The sequence below is a fragment of the Citrobacter sp. Cs237 genome (assembly GCF_030332325.1).
Taxonomy (GTDB): domain Bacteria; phylum Pseudomonadota; class Gammaproteobacteria; order Enterobacterales; family Enterobacteriaceae; genus Citrobacter_A; species Citrobacter_A sedlakii.
In genome coordinates this window covers 61,492-80,604 of the sequence record NZ_JAOWIB010000109.1, presented here as the reverse complement: position 1 = coordinate 80,604, position 19,113 = coordinate 61,492, and the positions used below count along the sequence as shown (strand labels likewise).

Below are 19,113 nucleotides of genomic sequence, written 5' to 3'. Positions count from 1 at the left end.
GGAGAAACCCTGTGACGATTTCATCTGCAACACATGCCATTTCTGTTAATCCCGATACTGGCGAACAGCTGTCCGCGTTACCGTGGGCCAGCCAGCACGATATCGAGCGGGCTTTATCGCTTGCTGAGCAGGGCTTCGCGACATGGAAGCGCACCAGTGTGGCGTTTCGCGCGCAAAAGCTGCGTGATCTCGGTCAGGCGCTGCGTGTCCATGGTGAAGAAATGGCACAGTGCATTACCCGTGAAATGGGCAAACCTGTTAAACAGGCGCGCGCCGAAGTCGCTAAGTCAGCGGCGCTTTGCGACTGGTATGCAGAGCACGGTCCGGCGATGTTGGCGACCGAGCCGACGCTGGTGGAAAATCAGCAGGCGGTGATTGAGTACCGACCGCTCGGCACCATTCTGGCGGTGATGCCCTGGAACTTTCCGCTCTGGCAGGTGCTGCGCGGGGCGGTGCCGATTTTGCTGGCGGGGAATGGCTACCTGTTAAAACCCGCGCCATGCGTGACGGGCTGCGCGCAAATCATCGCGCAAGTGTTTGCGGAAGCGGAGATCCCGACGGGCGTTTATGGCTGGTTGAACGCCGATAACGCTGGCGTCAGCGCTGTCATCCAGGACCGACGAATTGCCGCTGTGACCGTCACGGGAAGCGTTCGCGCCGGCGCGGCAATCGGCGCTCAGGCCGGGGCGGCGCTGAAAAAATGTGTACTTGAACTGGGCGGTTCGGATCCGTTTATTGTCCTTAACGACGCCGATCTGGATTTGGCGGTGAAAGCGGCTGTGGCCGGACGTTACCAGAATACCGGGCAGGTTTGCGCGGCAGCGAAACGTTTTATTATCGAAGAAGGGATTGCCGATACGTTTACCGAACGTTTTGTGGCCGCTGCCGCGGCGCTGAAAATGGGGAATCCGCTTGACGAGCACAACGATCTTGGCCCGATGGCGCGTTTCGATCTGCGTGACGAGTTGCATGAGCAAGTACAGGCCTCGCTTGCGCAGGGGGCGCAACTGCTGCTGGGTGGTGAGAAAATGGCCGGAAAGGGGAATTATTACCCGGTGACGGTGCTGGCTAACGTCACGCCTGAAATGACCGCGTTCCGTGAGGAATTGTTCGGGCCGGTTGCCGCCATTACTGTAGCGAAAAATGCTGAACACGCGCTGGAACTGGCCAATGATAGCGATTTTGGCCTGTCTGCGACCCTTTTTACGGCGGATGAGGTTCGCGCCAGGGAAATGGCCGCTCGCCTTGAATGCGGCGGCGTCTTTATTAATGGCTTCAGCGCCAGCGATGCCCGCGTGGCGTTTGGAGGCGTGAAAAAGAGCGGTTTTGGTCGCGAGCTTTCTCACTTTGGCCTGCATGAGTTTTGCAACGTCCAGACGGTGTGGAAGAACCGCGTTTAATCCCGCTGCGTTAGCTAACCTGTCTCAGCCGGGTAGCACTGCCTACCCGGCGTCTGCGTAATCCAATTCGACCTGTCATATTTCTGCCATAGTTTTGTCATTTACGCTTCGTAGACTCGCGTGTAACGTGTTGATACTGAAGAATATTATGAACTTAACTCAAATTTTACGCCGTGTTGTCCGCCGTCAGTTTGGCCTGCTTACCGGCATTTTTTGCATTATTGCGCTATTCAGCGTGCTGCAGGTGACTTCCACGCTGATGCTGTCATTTTCCGTCAGTCAGGCGCGGGAGAACGAACAGCACAATCAACTGGCGCTACGCCAGCAGGCAACGCTGGAGGCGTCGCGTATCGCGTTGCTGACGGCAAGCGACCTGCTTAACCGCGCGGGAGTGTACTTTATGCAGGATGCCGCGACAGGCTCAGAAGGAAGCTGGCAAGCGCTTATTGATGAGGCAAGGCTGGCGCTTCAGCAGTCCGGCGCGGCGTGGGACGCCTGGCGAAAGATGGATCCGCGTGCGGATACCGGTTTGGTGGAAAGCTATCAGCGCTTCAGCGGCGGGATAGCGGAGCAGGTGGAGGGATTAAGCGAAACACAATCGATCGATGCCTTCTTTGCGGTGCCGGTACAGGCATTCCAGGCCGATTTCAATGAAAACTATAGTCGGGTGCAAAAGGTTAACGCACAAGCGAGAGAGCAAGGACGCCAGCAGTTGCTTGATCGCTTGCTTAACCTTCAGCGCCTGTTCTGGGCGCTGCCTGTCATGCTGCTGGTGATTGCGGTGGCCGTGTGGTGGGGAATGTCACGCTGGGTTATAACGCCGCTGCGTCAGCTTATCGGGCATATTAATATTCTGGCGGCAGGCGATCTTTCTCTGACAGTACCCGCGGTGCCGCAGTTTAATCGTGAAGTGTCACAGCTTTCGAAACGTATTGGCGCAATGCAGCAGGGACTTCGCGAGCTTGTTCAACAGGTGAGCGATGCGACGGCGGCAATGGCGGATAACATTGATCGACTGGCGCAGAACAATCAGCGGCTGTACCAGCAGTCCGCCCGGCAAAGCGAAGAACTGAACAACGTCACGGCGCAGGTGTCTGTACTGGAAAATCACGTTGAAGATAACAGCGGGATCGCGCAGCGGGCAAATCAGCGCGCGGAAGACGCGCGGACGATTGCTGCCGGCGGCGACAGAATGATGGATACGGTCAACCGTTCGATGCAGGCGATTGTCGATCGCTCTTCAGAAATGCGCGGGATTGTCGCGCTTATCGATAACGTTGCGTTCCAGACCAATATTCTGGCGCTGAATGCGGCAATTGAGGCGGCACATGCCGGGGAGCAGGGGCGAGGCTTTGCGGTCGTCGCCAGGGAAGTGGGGTTGCTGGCGCGTAAGAGCAGTCAGTCAACGCAGGATATCCAGGCGCTGATCCATCATTCGCTGGAGGGGATTGAAGAGGGTTCCGATGCGGTAAACCATCTGGAAAAAAACCTTCAGCAGGTGATGGCTCTGGTGGATAACCTGGGCGCGTCGTTAAAGGATATTTCTACCGCCACGCTGCATCAGGGTAGCCGCATTCATGAGATGACGCGTCAGTTGCAGGCGCTTAACCGGGCGGCGAGCGATACGCGGGAGCTGGTGGATACCGCGTCGGCATCCTCACAGCAATTGCATGCGGAGTCACATCAGTTGATCAACGCCGTGGCGCGATTTCGCCTTCCGGCCTGACGTGACACATTTCGCTCTGCTATACTCCCAGGCCTTTTCTGACTGGCAGGCAAGGAGCAGACGGTGGTAATCGCCCTGGACAATTCAATTTTAGAGACCATTCTGGCTGAGGTTCGTCCACTGATCGGCCAGGGAAAAGTGGCTGACTACATCCCTGCGCTCGCCTCCGTTGACGGCGCCCGGCTGGGCATTGCGATTTGTACCGTTGACGGTCAGCGCTGGCAGGCGGGGGACGCGACTGAACGCTTTTCGATTCAATCTATCTCTAAGGTGCTCAGTCTGGTGGTCGCGATGCGCCACTATGCGGAAGATGAGATCTGGCAGCGCGTTGGAAAAGATCCTTCCGGTTCGCCGTTTAACTCGCTGGTGCAACTGGAGATGGAGCAGGGGATCCCGCGCAATCCGTTTATCAACGCGGGCGCGCTGGTGGTCTGCGATATGTTACAGGGGCGGCTGAGCGCGCCGCGTCAGCGCATGCTGGAAATTGTCCGTGCGCTGAGCGGCGTTTCGGACGTCGGTTACGATACGGTGGTCGCTCGTTCTGAATTCGAGCATTCCGCCCGTAACGCCGCTATCGCCTGGCTGATGAAGTCCTTCGGTAACTTCCATCATGACGTCACGACGGTGCTGCAAAATTACTTCCATTACTGCGCGCTAAAGATGAATTGCGTTGAGCTCGCGCGGACCTTTGTCTTTCTTGCAAATCAGGGAAAGGCGTTTCACCTTGATGAACCGGTGGTGACGCCTTTACAGGCCCGGCAGATCAATGCGCTGATGGCGACCAGTGGAATGTATCAGAACGCCGGCGAATTTGCCTGGCGCGTCGGTCTACCGGCGAAGTCGGGCGTCGGCGGCGGGATCGTGGCGATCGTTCCCCACGAAATGGCAATAGCCGTCTGGAGTCCTGAGCTGGACCCGACCGGTAATTCGCTGGCGGGCATCGCCGCGCTGGAGCAACTGACAAAGCGGTTAGGTCGTTCGGTGTACTGATGAATACATTTGATTCCCTGTTTGCACGACTTTCCCGTTCAACGTTTCGCTCCCGTTTTCGTCTCGGGCCGAAAGAGCGGCAGTACTGCTGGGATAAAGGCGCAGAGGTTATTGACCAGCACGCCGCAGACTTTGTGGCAAAACGACTTGCGCCCGCCATTCCGCTGAACGACGGCAAACAAACCCCGATGCGCGGCCATCCCGTTTTTATTGCCCAGCATGCCACGGCGACCTGCTGTCGCGGCTGTCTTGCTAAATGGCATGCGATCCCGCAAGGCGACGCGCTGACTGAAGAGCAACAACGTTATATTGTTGCGGTTATTCATCACTGGCTGGTTATTCAAATGAATAAAACCTGATAATTAACGGCGTAGTGTAAAACCGTAAAATTGCCACGGTTTATTTTATTCCAGCCGGGAAAATAACAGGTTAACGCTGCCGGTAATGACTATCTTTGAGAATAATTCATGCTATTCTCAAAAGATTACCATTACGCCGCAGAGATAATTGCCCCCGGCAGTGATATGGACAGAGAGTTAATGCAATCACTTCCCATTCCTTCTTTCCGCCTGTTTCAGGAAGATCGTCCACTGCGTAATGCGGTCGCGGTATTTGCGTTCACCACACTGTTCTATTTTATCGGCGCAGAGCTGCGCCTGATTCATGAACTGTCGCTGTTCTGGCCGCTAAATGGCGTACTGGCCGGGATTTTTGCTCGCTTCGTCTGGTTAAACCGACTGCATTATTACGCGGTAAGTTATGTTGCGATGCTTGGCTATGATGCGCTCACCACGCAATGGGGTTGGGTGTCGTTGGTGATTAATCTCTCCAATATGGTGTTTATTGTTATTGTCGCCCAACTGGTCATTCGTGATAAACGACTGGGGAAAAATAAATATCAGCCGATTAGCGCTTTACGCTTATTTAATTACTGTCTGATCGCCGCATTGATCTGTGCCCTGGTCGGCGCGACAGGATCGGTAGGCATTGATCGTCTTTCTTTCTGGCCGTTGTTTGCTGACTGGTTTAGCGAGCAATTTTCAACGGGCGTGTTAATTATCCCCTGTATGTTGACTCTCGGCATGCCGGGCGTCGTTACACGCTTCAAGCCGGAACAGATGATGCCGGTTATCGCGCTGATCGTCTCGGTGTTGGCCTCGGTGATCATTGGCGGAGCAGGGAGCCTTGCCTTTCCCCTTCCTGCGCTTATCTGGTGCGCCGTACGCTATACGCCTCAGGTGACCTGTCTGTTAACTTTTATTACCGGTGCGGTGGAAATCGTGCTGGTGGCAAATTCAATTATCGATATCGCCGTTGCGTCGCCATTCTCGATCCCGCAAATGTTTTCCGCGAGGCTGGGGATTGCCACCATGGCCATTTGCCCCATTATGGTTTCAGTTAGCGTAGCGGCAATTAATTCCCTGATGAAGCAGGTTTCTTTACGCGCCGATTTTGATTTTCTGACTCAGGTTTACTCGCGCTCGGGCCTTTACGAGGCGCTGAAGCGGCAGGATGCGCCAGCAACGCAGCATTTTACCGTTATGCTTCTGGACATCGATTTCTTCAAGAGCATCAATGACAGCCACGGTCATGAATGTGGCGATCGGGTGCTGCGGGTGTTTGCTCAACAACTGCAAAAAATTGTTGGCGGCAAAGGACTCATTGCCCGCATGGGCGGCGAAGAATTTGCTGTGGTCATGCCGACACTGCATCCTGAAGAAGGAATGCGTATCGCTGAAACTCTCCGTAAAGCCGTAGCGCTACAACCTTTCAACTGGCAACAGCAAAGCGTCTATCTGACGGTCAGTATTGGTCTGGGGAACGGCAGGGTGGCAGGACGCACGCTGACGGAGCTTTTCAACACGCTGATGGTGGAAGCGGATGAGTGTCTTTACCGCTCGAAGAGAGAGGGGCGTAATCGTACCAGCGCTCGCCAGGCTGACCTGGCGATACTGTCGGAAAGCGATCTGGCGTAAGACGTCATAACAAACTGCTATGACCGGCATGTTGTGTTATCACAATGTTAAGTGCATGGTATCAAGGTCTACTCAAGGAGCCCTTATAATGCCATTACCCCCCTGTATGTTATTGAGCGCTGAGACGCTTCTCGCGCGACAGGATGAACTCAGTGATCTTCTGACTGACTGCGTCAATCGCGGCGCGTCGGTCAGTTTTCTTTCCCCCTTCGATCGGCAAAAAGCGAATGTTTTCTGGAACGATGTCGCCCAAAGCGTGGGCAGAGGCGAGCGACAGGTTCTCGTTATTGAAAATCAGCAGGGCGTGATTGTCGGCACCGTGCAGCTTATTACCCGGCAACCCGAAAACCAGCCTCATCGGGCGGATGTCGCTAAACTGCTCGTTCACTCTTCGGCGCGGCGGCAGGGACTGGCCCGCCATCTGATGCAGGCGCTTGAAACGTGCGCACGGGAACAGCGTAAAACACAACTGGTGCTGGACACCGCCACCGGTAGCGACGCCGAGTTGTTCTACCACTCGTGCGGGTGGCAAAAAGCGGGTGTGATACCTGATTATGCGCTAATGCCTGATGGAACGCTGACCGGCACCACAGTTTTCTACAAAGCGCTTTGATTTATCGCTATCACTTGATCAAAACGGGGTTTTACTGGCGTAAAGTTTTGCTAACCTGTTCTACCAATTTAATCAGGTTGTATGACTAATCGAAAGGGAACCCATTGTGAAAACTCTAAACCGTAGCGATTTTCCCGGTGCCCACTATCCTGAACGCATCATTCAGTTTGGTGAAGGTAACTTTCTGCGCGCCTTTGTTGACTGGCAGATCGATCTGCTCAATGAACATACCGATCTGAACGCCGGTGTGGTGATTGTCCGTCCCATCGACAGCGCTTTCCCGCCATCGCTCAGCACGCAGGATGGGCTTTATACAACAATCATTCGCGGCTTGAATGAGCAGGGCGAGGCCGTCAGCGATGCGCGTTTGATTCGTTCAGTGAACCGTGAGATCAGTGTTTATGGTGAGTACGATGCGTTCCTGAAGCTGGCGCACAACCCGGACATGCGTTTTGTCTTCTCTAACACCACCGAAGCGGGCATCAGCTACCATGCGGGCGATAAGTTCGATGATGCCCCGGCGGTGAGCTATCCGGCGAAGCTGACGCGCCTGTTGTTTGAGCGCTTTAGTCATTTCAACGGCGCGCAGGATAAAGGCTGGATTATTATTCCTTGTGAGCTGATCGACTATAACGGCGACGCGCTGCGTGAACTGGTGCTGCGCTATGCGCAGGAATGGTCACTGCCGGCGGCCTTTGTTACCTGGCTGGATGAGGCTAATGTGTTTTGCTCGACGCTGGTGGACCGTATTGTTACGGGTTACCCACGAGATGAAGTGGCACAACTGGAAGCAGAACTGGGTTATCACGATGGCTTCCTGGATACCGCCGAGCATTTCTACCTGTTTGTTATCCAGGGACCGAAGACCCTGGCTTCCGAGCTACGCCTCGACAAATACCCGCTGAATGTTTTGATCGTCGATGATATCAAGCCTTATAAAGAGCGTAAGGTAGCCATTCTGAACGGCGCGCACACCGCGCTGGTTCCGGTCGCGTTCCAGGCGGGTCTGGATACGGTCGGCGAGGCGATGAATGATAGCGACATCTGCGCTTTTGTGGAAAAGGCTGTCTATCAGGAAATCATTCCAGTGCTTGATTTGCCGCGTGATGAGCTGGAATCGTTCGCCAGCGCGGTCACCGGACGTTTCCGTAACCCGTACATTAAGCATCAGTTACTGTCGATCGCTCTGAACGGCATGACGAAATTCCGCACCCGTATTCTTCCGCAACTGCTGGCAGGGCAGAGGGCCAACGGTAAATTACCGGCGCGTTTGACGTTTGCTTTAGCCGCGCTGATTGCCTTCTACCGCGGGGAACGTGGCGGTGAAGCGTATCCGGTGCAGGATGACGCGCACTGGATCACCCGTTTCCAGCAGCTCTGGAGCCAGCATGGCGATCGCCAAGTGAGTACGCAGCAACTGGTTAGCGCCGTTCTGGCCGCAGAGGAACACTGGGAGCAGGACCTGACCAATGTCCCTGGACTGGTGGAGCAGGTGACCAGCGATCTCGACAACATCCTGAGCAAAGGCATGCGCGAAGCGGTAAAACCGCTATGCTAAAATAAGTGTGCGATAAGATTGACCCGGCGAAGGCCGGGTTTATTGTTTATGCTCATTAGTTACAACATACAATCTATTTTTATACCTGTCGATCTGTGACTCCTGAGCCGTTAACAGTCTGACAGATATATCAGGGCCCGTTTCAAGAAAGTTGTAAGTTTGATCCAGATCACGTTTAATAACGGGATTCGCTTCTTTTCTGAAAACCGTCATGATTGTTCGTCCTCAACAGCATTGGCTACGCCTGATATTCGTCTGGCATGGCTCCGTTTTAGCTAAAATCTCTTCCCGTTTACTGCTGAATTTCCTGCTTTCCATCGCTGTTATCATCATGCTTCCGTGGTACACCATGCTCGGTATCAAGTTCACGCTTGCGCCGTTCAGCATCCTTGGTGTGGCCATCGCGATATTTTTAGGGTTTCGCAACAACGCCTGCTACGCACGTTACGTCGAAGCGAGACAACTGTGGGGACAGTTAATGATTGCCTCACGGTCGCTGTTGCGGGAAGTCAAAACCACGCTCCCGGACGACACGCAGTCTGGAGAATTTGTTCGCCTGCAAATTGCCTTTGCCCATTGTTTGCGCATGACGCTGCGGCGAAAACCGCAGGCCGAACCTCTGGCGAAATACCTCAACGGGGAAGATCTGAAACAGGTCTTCGCCGCGCACTCTCCGGCAAACCGCATTCTGCTGCTGATGGGGGAGTGGCTGGCTGTTCGTCGGCGCGACGGACGTTTGTCTGATATATTATTTCACAGTTCAAACAATCGGTTAAACGATATGTCAGCGGTGCTGGCAGGATGCGAGAGAATCGCCAATACGCCGGTGCCATTTGCGTATACGTTGATCCTGCATCGCACGGTGTACCTGTTTTGCATCATGCTACCGTTTGCGCTGGTTGTTGACCTGCATTACATGACGCCGTTTATCTCGGTACTGATCTCCTATACCTTTATCTCCCTGGATGCGCTGGCGGAAGAACTGGAAGATCCGTTCGGTACGGAAAACAACGACTTGCCGCTTGATGCTATCTGTAATGCCATCGAGATCGATCTGCTTCAAATGAACAATGAAACAGCCATTCCGGCGAAGCACGTTCCGGACAAGCACTATCAACTGACATAACCTTCCTGGCTGTATCGTTGTTAAACGCGGCGCGCGCTCGATCGTTATGTCAGGCGACGGGCGACCATGAACAATCGTGGGAATGCCAGCAGTATCTGCCCATCTTCCTGAAGCTGGTACTGCTCCTGTAACAGCGCGTGATAGCGGGCAAGATAGCGTTTTTGCGCTGGCTCATTAAGATCCTGTAACCAGGGCCGCAGCCCGGTCGCACTGACCCAGTCGATTATCGCCTGATGGGATGGCATTTGGTGGTAGTAGGTTGTGCGCCAGATATCCACCTCGCAACCGGCTTCGCTTAGGATATCGTAATAAGCGTGAACGCCAGGAAGCGGTTCGCGTCCGCGGTTGGGATAATTTTGCTCATAAGCCACTTCGCGCATCAGAACATGCGATGGCTCCAGCGTATTATCGGGCATTTGCACGGCCAGGACGCCATGTGAATTAAGCAAAGAAACGAGGCGGGGGAACAGCGTGTAGTGATCGTCGATCCACTGAAGCGAAGCGTTGGCATACAGCACATCAGGCGCTGTGGCAGCATGAAAGTCGCGGATATCGGCTTCGATAAACTGACAATCCGGCAACGCTTTTCGCGCTTCGTTCAGCATCGACGGTGAGCTATCCACGCCAACGATCCCGGCTTCTGGCCAGCGATGGCGAAGTAGAGCGGTGCTATTGCCCGGTCCACATCCTAAATCGACAACTGACTGGACGTGCTCATGCATTACTCTCGTCAACAGTTCTGCCGCAGGCCGCGAACGTTCAGCGCCATATTGCATATAGAGCGAAGGATTCCAGTCGGACATTGGCAGTCTCCTGTAGATGAGATGAGTGATTGATGTTTGTTCCTACACTTAAACCCTGGACCTTTATCTGAAATTGTCAGCCCTTCATTCTGTAATTTTATACGCTTGTTAAAAATAATCGGCGTTAAGTTGACAGAAAGAGATGATCTGAAAAATTTTCAGACGCTATCCCTAGCGCGTGCCTCATTAATAAGCTGGCTGAGCTTTTCCCGCTGGCATCCATTTTCATCGAAACTGGTGGGTGCGAGCCACTTTTCATAGGCAACGCGCAGCGCAGGGTATTCGCTGTCAATGACTGAGTACCAGGCAGTATCACGGTTACGTCCGTGGTAAACCAACGCCTGCCGGAAAATACCTTCAAACCGGAAGCCAAAACGCTCCGCAGCCGCCCGGGACGGGGCATTCAGCGAGTCACATTTCCACTCAAATCGACGGTAGCCGAGATCCTTAAACACGTGGCGCAAAAAAAGCGCCATCACCTCGGTAGAAATGCGCGTGCGCTGCATGTGTCGTGAATACGTCACGCTGCCTATCTCGATTACACCGTTGTAAGCGTCAATCCGCATAAGGGCAACCGTACCCACCGCCTTGCCACTGGTGGAATCAATCACGGCGTAATGCATCGGATCCGTCTTTTTTTCAATATTCAGCAAATAAGCGCGATAAGAATCAAACGTTTCAAAAGGCCCTGAAGGAAGATAGGTCCAGTCACGCCAGTCAGGCGCTTCGCGGTAGGCCGCATAAAGCTCTGCCGCATGGCGGGCGGTGTTGATGCGCTCATGTCGGCAGTAGCGTCCTTCAAGGCGTCTTTCGTCAGGGAAAATGGCACCTTTCCAACCCGTAAGCTCCACGCCTACCGGTTGATTAAAAGTATTTAGTCTCTGTGTCATGACTATTGTCTGCTCCTCAACCAATAAATGTTACCGTCGCGGGATCATGACGTTCTTGTGGTACTCTTGAAAGGTCCACAAGATCTATTTTTTACAGGTCCACGATACATGTTTGATATTACCGAGCCCCTGAAGCCAGATGCCATCAGCCCGGACGGCAGGCCGGTATCCCTACAGAAGCAACTGACCGAACGTATACAGCAGGCGATACTGAGCGGTTACTTGCCTGCAGACACCAGGCTGATGTCCTCCCGCGCGCTGGCGAAAGAGCTCGGCATATCGCGAAACACCGTGGTGAATGTCTATGAGCACCTTGCGGCTGAAGGGTATATTCTGGCTGACAGGCAGGGCACGCGCGTGGCGCCTGTATCCGGCCTGGCCAGTAAGGCCACTGCACCAATGCAATCCAGACCCGGTACTGTTCAGCTTGCTACCCGTCTGACTCCCTTTATCACTAATCCATTGCAACCGGAGTCTGATGCGTTGCTATCTCCCGGTATGCCCGCGATAAAAGAATTTCCGATTACTGTCTGGCGTCGCGCCATCGAGCGGGCAAACCGGCAGTTTATGCCTCGCATGCTGGGTTATGGCGCTCCAACTGGCGAGTACGCCTTGCGTGACGCTATAGCGACGCATCTTCATGTTGCGCGAGGAGTCCGCTGCGATCCGCACCGGATCGTCATTACAGAAGGTGCCAGGCAGGCGCTGGAACTCTGCGTGACCCTGCTCACAGATCCGGGAGACACGGTCTGGATGGAGGAACCTGGCTACCGGGGCGCTAAAGCGGCATTTTCTGCAGGTAATCTGCACATGGAAATGATGAAGGTGGATGGGGAAGGGGTATGTATACCGGAGGATGCCTGGCAGAACCGTGCGCCAAAACTTATCTACCTTACACCTGCTCATCAGTATCCCACCGGCGCCGTCTTATCTGTTTCACGAAGGCTGTCGCTGATTACACAAGCAGCCAGGAAGAACGCCTGGCTAATTGAAGATGACTATGACGGCGACTTCAGGCACTCCGGTGGCCCAATTGCCAGCATGCAGGGCCTTACGGAAGACGCACCTGTGTTTTTTTATATCGGCTCGTTCAGTAAGACAATGTTTCCGTCGCTAAAGCTCGGTTATGTGGTATTTCCGCCGAACGTGATGAAGCAGGCCAGCACGGTGCTGAATGAAATTATGCGCAGTGGTCAGCAGCTTCAGCAACTTGCCCTGGCAGACTTTATGAAAAGTGGTGAGTTTGGTCGTCACCTGGGCCGTATGCGCCGACTTTACCGTGAGCGTCAGCGGATCTTGCGGCAGGCCCTGACAGAACATTTTTCACCGGAACAAGTGCTTGGCGGGAAATCAGGTATGCATCTGACGCTTTTGCTTGCACCTGGCACCGACGATAAGAAAATTGTCTCACTCGCACGACAGCATGGCATAGGTGTTCAGGCCTTTTCTTCATACAGCGTCAGCAACGATGCCGCCGCAGGGTTGGTTATCGGCTATGGAAATACGCCAGCGGAGGTTATCCCAGAGGCTGTTAGTGTGCTGGCAGCCCTAAGCAAACAGGAACGTCGCTTCAGCTCAGCCGTATAAACGAAAGTTAAGGCCCTAGAATACCATTATTTTTTTGCACTCAGAATTTGAAAAACTCCAGAAGTCTGATTAAGTTTCAGAGGGAAAACCACACCTCCCCAGGCACTGACAACATTGATATTTATATAATGGATGAAGATATTTATCCAGATATAAACTTATGCTTAAACATAAAAATTTTTGCTGGTAAGTATGATGTTCAGAAATGAAAATATCAATTTCAGGAAGGATTTCCCTTCAGGTATGAGTTACAAATGAATCACAAACCCAATAACTTGAAGAAGAGTAGGGCCAGAAAGCTGAAAAATTTCTAACTGTTCATTAGGCATAGGGAGTCATGAATACTCTGTTGTTTGAATAGAAAACAACAGATTATAGACTTTCAGTGAAATAGCCAAGAACGCAGACTCTCAGAACATGAGTATACCTTATCACATAAATTAATATCAGCGCTTACGCCTGAAATGCTTCATTCGAGATAGAGTATTATACCACCGCCATTTAACGCTTCTCATGGTTGCCTCACATGTATATTTTCCTTTGTTACTATTCACTATTTCCGCACTTACATGTCTTTTAATAAAAACGGTCTGAATACAGCGTCCCTCCTTCCAGGTAAAACCGATTATCGCCATCTAACTTATAGATATAACAACTAAAAATAAGATTACGAAACAACCACATTTGGTGTTTATGTTTGTTTTTGCCTATTTTTTAAGTATTTTGTTCCGGATTGGTTTGTTGCTGGCATAATAACAACCGGGCTTAAGAAGCGGGAACCACACGATCAGGCTGGAAGAGTAAGACGATGACGACAACGACAACGATGACATATGTCCTGAGTGACGATAACTTTCTTTCATCAGGTCTGTCCTCGCTTTTAAGGCGCGAGCAAAGAACGGTGGTGGTGTTACCCTGCATATTATCAGAATCCGCAAGGATATTATCTGAATTAAAACCACATGATGTACTGGTTATCGCTGTTTCCTGCGCGCGCTTATTAAAATCAGTAATAAAAATCATCAGAATGAAAAGGACAGGGCTCTGCCTTATCATTGATAATAAAAAGTATAATATATCAGGAGGACGGTCTGTCGGGATTCTGTCGTCAACATCACCACTTGAAAGTATTATTGATGATATCGATTATGTTATTCGTCACAATAAACTAAGGAGGACACTCAATGATTTATCCTTAACTGAAGTTAACGTACTCAGGCTGTTGAGTGCGGGTTGCCACGCAAATTTTATTGCGCGCTTACTGAACATTAAAACAGACACAGTACTTAACCTCAAGAGGACAGCAAAGTTGAAAATTGGAATGGAAAAGGTCAATAACAGGTTTCTGTTGCTCTTCAGGGACATTGAGGAACTTAGAATTCCCCCTGTCAATATATGCAGATGAATATATATTTTGATTTAAGATAGGATTTAATTATGCATAAGTTATCAATACTTTCATTACTTATCGCTACAACATTTTCATTTGGCGTCAGCGCCAGTACCGGAACAATAACTTTTACGGGTGAAATAACAGCCAGCACCTGTGACGTTGATATTGACGGTAATGGTCCAAGCGCAACGATTACTATGCCCACTATCTCTGCCGCAAATCTGGATGCAGATGCAAAAACCGCCGGTGATACGGCTTTTTACATTTCATTAAGTAATTGTACGGGGATACTGAAAACAGCTTCTGCGTTTTTTGAGGCAGGAACCAATGTCAATACCAATGGCCGCCTTACCAATACCGGAAGCGCTAAAAATGTTGATATCCAGTTGCTGGATGTCACTAAAAATAGTTCAGTCATAAACATTGGTAGTCCTGAACAAATCAATAATGCAGGCTATGTGGATGTTGCTGGCGGTTCAGCTCTGGTTCCTTATATTTCTCGTTATTATGCAACCGGAAAATCGGACCCCGGCACGGTACAAACTGCAGTTACTTACAGTATTCAGTATAAATAATTATCAGCATGCGGGTATTTATACCCGCATATCAGAATTGCCCGGGGAAAGCGAATGAAATATGGATATGCATTTCTGTTACCAGTTTTTTTATGTATTTCAGTGTGCCTGGCTCCGCCAGTCAGATCGGCAACGGTAATTTCGGCAACCAGAATTATTTATCCGGCTAAAGAGAGAGAGGTCACTGTGCAAATCAGCAATCAGGGGCGGGGTCCCGTATTGTTGCAGACCTGGATCGACAGCGGAAAAATAGATGAATTACCGGATACCATTAAAGTTCCTTTCGTGCTGACACCGCCGGTTAACCGGCTTGATCCCGGCAAAAGCCAGTCCATTCGCATCCGTTATGCCGGCAGTGAATTACCAAAAGACAGAGAGTCATTATTGTGGTTCAACGCCCTGGAGATCCCACCCAAAGTACAGGAGCGTACAGACAGTAATTTGCTCCAGATGGCCTTTCGCTCGCGCATCAAACTGTTCTTCCGGCCAGAAAATTTACAGGGTTCCCCTGAAGAAGCGGCACAACATTTGCGCTGGCAGGTACGTGGAAACCAGTTAATTGCCACGAATGATAGTCCCTGGCATGTATCACTGGTTGAGGTTGAAACCTCGGCTCAGGGGAAAAGGTTTGTGACTGAAGCAGATACTGTTTCGCCATACAGTACCCGGGCCTTCACCACCGCACCCGGTCAGGCCGGCAACGTCACCAGATGGTACAGCGTCAATGATTATGGCGCCATCCGGGAATATACAGGCAAATAACAGAGGAGAGGAAAATGCATCCCCGTAACCAGACATGCCTGTTTACTATAAGTCTAGCATGCGGTGCATTACTGTTACCCTGTAGTGTTATGGCGAATATGGCTGACATCGTGGAATTTGATCCTGAGTTTCTCAGGCTGAAGGATCCGGCTCAAATAGATCTCTCCCGTTTCAATAAGGGTGCCTCATTTTTACCAGGTGAATATGACGTTGATGTCTGGTTAAATGGAAAGTTTATTATTACCGACAAGATTATATTTAAGGACAGACCCGACGGTGGAATGTTTATCTGTGTTCCTGAGAACATTTTACTCTCGTTGCCGCTTGCAGAAGGGGTACTGAAACCTGCGACTGAAACCCACTGCCAGGACTTACAGGTACGTATTCCGGAGGCGTCAAGGGATTATGACAGCAGCCGTCAGCGTCTGGATCTGACTTTGCCGCAAATTATGGTCCGCAATATTCCGGCAGGGACTGTTCCTCCGTCAGAGTGGGACAGCGGTATTACTGCCGCAATGCTGGGATATAACCTGGGGTTCTGGGCGAACAAATCGTACGGTACGAATTATCAGCAGGTATTTGGAACACTTAATTCCGGCATCAATACAGGTGCATGGTATCTCCGGCACAATGGCAGCTATCAGAGGAATAAGAACGGTAAACAGTCTTATGAGGCAATTAACACATACCTGCAACGCGATATTCCGGCGCTTAACGGCAGATTAATCATCGGGGAAAGCAGCACCCCGGGAAACCTTTTTGATACTGTATCGTTTACAGGTGCGTCACTGACCAGTGATGAGCGCATGTTACCACAGTCACTTCGCGGCTATGCGCCTGAGATCAGAGGAATCGCGCAGACAAATGCCCTGGTGAGTGTTCGTCAGAATGGACAGGTTATATACGAAACGACCGTCACCCCGGGGGCGTTTGTCATCGCCGATCTGTATCCCACAGGATACGGCGGAACACTCGATGTCACCGTTCAGGAGGCTGACGGGCGAGTGCAACGGTTTGAAGTTCCCTATGCTGCGGTTGCACAGCTGTTACGCCCGGGTAATTCGCGCTACAGCTTTACTGGCGGCTACCTTCGGGGCGGCTTTTATAAAACGAAACCGGGTTTTGCCGAGCTGACATGGCAGCAGGGAATGACAAACAGCCTTACAGGCTATGGAGGTGCCCAGCTTGCCCCGGGATATTATGCCTTACTGGCCGGTGTCGCCATCAGCACCCGCATTGGCGCGGTGTCGGCTGATATCACCCAAAGTGGGCTGCATATGAAGCAGGGGGACAATCAGCAGGGGCAGAGTTACCGGCTCACATACAGTAAATATTTGCCAGAGACCGGCAGTAATTTTTCATTAGCAACCTACCGCTACTCAACGCAGGGGTATTTCAGCGTTCAGGATGCCATGTATCTGCGTGATTATAATGTTCCGGCTGATACACGTATCCGTCCCCGAAACCGGGCCACATTAACGTTTAACCAGACGTTAGGTGACTGGGGTCAGTTTTATTTAAGCGGCTCGGTTCAGGATTACTGGGGAAGAGCCGGGCATGACCAGCAGTATCAGGCTGGATATTCTGTCAGTACGGGGAGTCTGACATGGGGGCTGTCCTTAACCCGGACCAGGGATTATACCGGCAGATTCAATAATGCCTGGATGCTGAGTCTCAGCATGCCACTGGGAAATACGAATAACCGTCGAATCCCATGGCTGATGAGCAGCATAAGCCGGGATTCAGGAGGAACCAGTGAGCAGCTCTCCCTGTCAGGAAATCTGGGCGATACGCAACAGTTCAGCTATAGCCTGGATGCGCGGAGAGATCCTTACGGCAACAGTGCCGGCACACTATCTTCCAGCTACCGGAATTCCTGGACATCAGTGTCGGCAGGTTATAGCCATAGCAGAGATTACCAGAGCATTTCAGCAGGCCTGAGCGGGACTCTGGTTGGACACAGAAATGGCATCAGTTTATCACCGTACAGGAGTGAAACTTTTGCTCTGGTTGAGGCCCGGGGTGCTGAAGGCGCAACAGTTAATGGCCTGCCCGGGGTAAGCATTAACAGTCGCGGATATGCACTGGTTCCAAACCTGACGCCGTACCAGATTAATAATGTGAATATTGATCCAAAAGATGCGGCAGACGGCGTTGAATTCAGCACCACCCGTAAGAAAGTGGCCCCGTATTCGGGCTCAATTGTAAAGCTGGATTTCGGTACAAAAGTGGGAAATACGCTGTTGCTTGAGATCCGGCGTGGTGACGGAACGCCCGTTCCGTTTGGTTCAACAGTGACGGACTCTGCAGGGATTATCGTGGGGTATACCGGGCAGTCAGGCCAGTTATATGCTCTGGTCAGTAAGCCGGAGGACACGTTGACCATAAAATGGGGTGCGGGGAAAGAGCAGCAGTGCCGGTTAACTTATAAGGGAACGTCTGTAAATAAAAAAGGAACGAGTATCAGCAGAGTTACGTCCTGCCTGAATGACCGCACATAACCGACGTAACAGCATAAAACATGATACGGCTATGACATAACTCTGGAGTGAAAATGAAAAGAGCATGTAATGGGTTACTGCTATTAACCGGTTCCCTGTGGATGATGGACGGAGAGGCGGCCTGCCAGTTACAGACAATAGATGGCAAGCCTGCAGCACCATTTGTGGCAAATCTTGATATAACCGGTAATGCTTCTTTTACCACTTATCATGAAAGTGGTGAGCAACTCGGATTCATCCAAATTGATCTTGAAAGAGCAAATACGCACAAAATATCCTGTGATAAGGAGGATTATATATTTAGAGAATATAAAACCTCTAAACCGTTAATTCCGCTTCCTTCTGAACACGACGGGTATTATGCTACAGAGCTTAAGGATGTTGCTTTTGTGCCTCTCACATTAGATACCCCTCGGTTACTTCAGTGTAATCGGATCGGAAGTAAGGGGAAGGAATGTGTTTTTAATAACTTAGAAGGTGAGAACAGAGTATTTTATCTGCAGGCCGCTTTTGTAGCAAATGGCAGTAAAGCAAAACCGGCAGTAGTACAGCCAGGTATTATTCATGGCAGTTCACTTCCACAATTCACTGTCCTGGCCGGGCAACCAGACTCTATGATACCTATAGGATATGTAACCTTTTCCGGAGCCTTTACAATCACTAAACCCACATGCACCACGCCTGATGTTCAGGTACAAATGGGGAAATGGGATATCAATGATTTCAAAGGTCCGGATAAAGCAACAGAATGGCAATATGTTAATTATTATCTTGAGGGATGTGGTATGTTTTACGAAAAAACGGGATATATTAGTTTATTCGTTGATACAGGCTGGCGGCAGTATTCCTGGGGTCCCCAGTTCTTAGTAAAAACCCTGAATCCACAGAATGGTTTTTTTGACAGAAAAAAAGGTATTATCAATATTCAGCCCGGGAGCCAGTCTGCAACGGGAGTGGGAATACAGTTAGCAACGAACAAGCTTGGGGTGATAAAGGTTATTGATTTTGAACAGGAGTGGTCTAGCGAAATTCCTACTCCAACTGATCGTCCTAGAATACAGTTTTTAGCACGATATATTCAGACAGAAAATAGCATAACCCCCGGCATCGCTGACGGAAGAGCGACAATAACCTTCACTTACAGATGATAACAAAGTACAGAAATTTTGTACAAACCATATCAGAAAAGAAGCGACAACAGCTGAGGTATTTC

Annotated in this window: 16 protein-coding genes; 14 read left to right on the top strand and 2 right to left on the bottom strand. The window is 51.1% G+C overall.

Annotated features, from left to right (window positions below; genetic code table 11):
* Window positions 1-11: 11 nt before the first annotated feature.
* From sad to OGY07_RS20410, 8 genes are all read left to right on the top strand, one after another.
* A complete protein-coding gene (gene sad / locus OGY07_RS20445) occupies window positions 12-1,400 on the top strand; it encodes a succinate-semialdehyde dehydrogenase (RefSeq protein ID WP_286602825.1) in 1,389 nt (462 codons plus the stop codon).
* Between the two features lie 148 nt (window positions 1,401-1,548).
* Entirely contained in the window at window positions 1,549-3,126 is a 1,578-nt protein-coding gene (locus tag OGY07_RS20440; RefSeq protein ID WP_211935760.1) for a methyl-accepting chemotaxis protein, read from the top strand.
* Between the two features lie 63 nt (window positions 3,127-3,189).
* A complete protein-coding gene (glsB, locus tag OGY07_RS20435; RefSeq protein WP_286602822.1) occupies window positions 3,190-4,116 on the top strand; it encodes a glutaminase B in 927 nt (308 codons plus the stop codon).
* The gene (locus OGY07_RS20430; protein ID WP_042282964.1) at window positions 4,116-4,475 is read left to right on the top strand and encodes a DUF4186 domain-containing protein; all 360 of its coding nucleotides are present in this window, start codon (window positions 4,116-4,118) and stop codon (window positions 4,473-4,475) included. Before glsB ends, OGY07_RS20430 begins: the two co-directional genes overlap by 1 nt.
* A 180-nt stretch (window positions 4,476-4,655) precedes the next feature.
* On the top strand, window positions 4,656-6,092 hold the full coding sequence (locus OGY07_RS20425; protein WP_269535867.1) for a GGDEF domain-containing protein: 1,437 nt from the start codon (window positions 4,656-4,658) through the stop codon (window positions 6,090-6,092).
* A gap of 85 nt (window positions 6,093-6,177) precedes the next feature.
* Window positions 6,178-6,705 carry a GNAT family N-acetyltransferase gene (locus OGY07_RS20420; protein WP_042282968.1) on the top strand — a complete coding sequence of 176 codons (528 nt, stop codon included), beginning with the start codon at window positions 6,178-6,180 and terminating at the stop codon, window positions 6,703-6,705.
* Between the two features lie 106 nt (window positions 6,706-6,811).
* On the top strand, window positions 6,812-8,263 hold the full coding sequence (locus OGY07_RS20415) for a tagaturonate reductase (RefSeq protein ID WP_286602818.1): 1,452 nt from the start codon (window positions 6,812-6,814) through the stop codon (window positions 8,261-8,263).
* A 211-nt stretch (window positions 8,264-8,474) separates the two neighbouring features.
* Window positions 8,475-9,389, top strand: a complete 915-nt coding sequence (locus OGY07_RS20410) for a bestrophin family protein (RefSeq protein ID WP_286602816.1) — start codon at window positions 8,475-8,477, stop codon at window positions 9,387-9,389.
* 44 nt (window positions 9,390-9,433) lie between these two features.
* On the opposite strand, the gene tam is transcribed toward OGY07_RS20410, so the two are convergent.
* Window positions 9,434-10,192, bottom strand: a complete 759-nt coding sequence (gene tam / locus OGY07_RS20405) for a trans-aconitate 2-methyltransferase (protein WP_286602814.1) — start codon at window positions 10,190-10,192, stop codon at window positions 9,434-9,436.
* 158 nt (window positions 10,193-10,350) lie between these two features.
* Window positions 10,351-11,082: a GNAT family N-acetyltransferase gene (locus tag OGY07_RS20400; RefSeq protein WP_286602812.1), complete on the bottom strand. Its 732-nt coding sequence runs from the start codon at window positions 11,080-11,082 to the stop codon at window positions 10,351-10,353.
* Window positions 11,083-11,190: 108 nt separating this feature from the next.
* On the opposite strand from OGY07_RS20400, the gene pdxR reads away from it, so the two are divergent.
* The 6 genes from pdxR to OGY07_RS20370 all read left to right on the top strand — a co-directional run bounded on the left by pdxR (window position 11,191) and on the right by OGY07_RS20370 (window position 19,048).
* Entirely contained in the window at window positions 11,191-12,669 is a 1,479-nt protein-coding gene (pdxR, locus tag OGY07_RS20395; protein ID WP_286602810.1) for a MocR-like pyridoxine biosynthesis transcription factor PdxR, read from the top strand.
* Between the two features lie 808 nt (window positions 12,670-13,477).
* Window positions 13,478-14,074, top strand: coding sequence for a helix-turn-helix domain-containing protein (locus OGY07_RS20390; RefSeq protein ID WP_286602808.1), 597 nt, complete (start codon window positions 13,478-13,480; stop codon window positions 14,072-14,074).
* Between the two features lie 32 nt (window positions 14,075-14,106).
* Window positions 14,107-14,637, top strand: a complete 531-nt coding sequence (locus OGY07_RS20385; RefSeq protein WP_286602806.1) for a fimbrial protein — start codon at window positions 14,107-14,109, stop codon at window positions 14,635-14,637.
* A 54-nt stretch (window positions 14,638-14,691) separates the two neighbouring features.
* Complete coding sequence (locus tag OGY07_RS20380) at window positions 14,692-15,399, top strand: fimbrial biogenesis chaperone (RefSeq protein WP_286602804.1); 708 nt, start codon at window positions 14,692-14,694, stop codon at window positions 15,397-15,399.
* A gap of 98 nt (window positions 15,400-15,497) precedes the next feature.
* Window positions 15,498-17,900, top strand: a complete 2,403-nt coding sequence (locus OGY07_RS20375) for a fimbria/pilus outer membrane usher protein (protein ID WP_286602802.1) — start codon at window positions 15,498-15,500, stop codon at window positions 17,898-17,900.
* A gap of 53 nt (window positions 17,901-17,953) precedes the next feature.
* The gene (locus OGY07_RS20370; protein WP_286602800.1) at window positions 17,954-19,048 is read left to right on the top strand and encodes a fimbrial protein; all 1,095 of its coding nucleotides are present in this window, start codon (window positions 17,954-17,956) and stop codon (window positions 19,046-19,048) included.
* The last annotated feature ends 65 nt before the right edge of the window (window positions 19,049-19,113 follow it).

Bases quoted from the DNA above. Each gene is read 5' to 3' on its own strand.
- OGY07_RS20385 (WP_286602806.1), top strand. From the start codon at position 14,107: ATGCATAAGTTATCAATACTTTCATTACTTATCGCTACAACATTTTCA.
- OGY07_RS20380 (WP_286602804.1), top strand. From the start codon at position 14,692: ATGAAATATGGATATGCATTTCTGTTACCAGTTTTTTTATGTATTTCA.
- OGY07_RS20430 (WP_042282964.1), top strand. From the start codon at position 4,116: ATGAATACATTTGATTCCCTGTTTGCACGACTTTCCCGTTCAACGTTT.
- OGY07_RS20375 (WP_286602802.1), top strand. From the start codon at position 15,498: ATGGCTGACATCGTGGAATTTGATCCTGAGTTTCTCAGGCTGAAGGAT.
- OGY07_RS20440 (WP_211935760.1), top strand. From the start codon at position 1,549: ATGAACTTAACTCAAATTTTACGCCGTGTTGTCCGCCGTCAGTTTGGC.
- OGY07_RS20410 (WP_286602816.1), top strand. From the start codon at position 8,475: ATGATTGTTCGTCCTCAACAGCATTGGCTACGCCTGATATTCGTCTGG.
- OGY07_RS20400 (WP_286602812.1), bottom strand. From the start codon at position 11,082: ATGACACAGAGACTAAATACTTTTAATCAACCGGTAGGCGTGGAGCTT.
- OGY07_RS20425 (WP_269535867.1), top strand. From the start codon at position 4,656: ATGCAATCACTTCCCATTCCTTCTTTCCGCCTGTTTCAGGAAGATCGT.
- OGY07_RS20390 (WP_286602808.1), top strand. From the start codon at position 13,478: ATGACGACAACGACAACGATGACATATGTCCTGAGTGACGATAACTTT.
- OGY07_RS20370 (WP_286602800.1), top strand. From the start codon at position 17,954: ATGAAAAGAGCATGTAATGGGTTACTGCTATTAACCGGTTCCCTGTGG.
- tam (WP_286602814.1), bottom strand. From the start codon at position 10,192: ATGTCCGACTGGAATCCTTCGCTCTATATGCAATATGGCGCTGAACGT.
- pdxR (WP_286602810.1), top strand. From the start codon at position 11,191: ATGTTTGATATTACCGAGCCCCTGAAGCCAGATGCCATCAGCCCGGAC.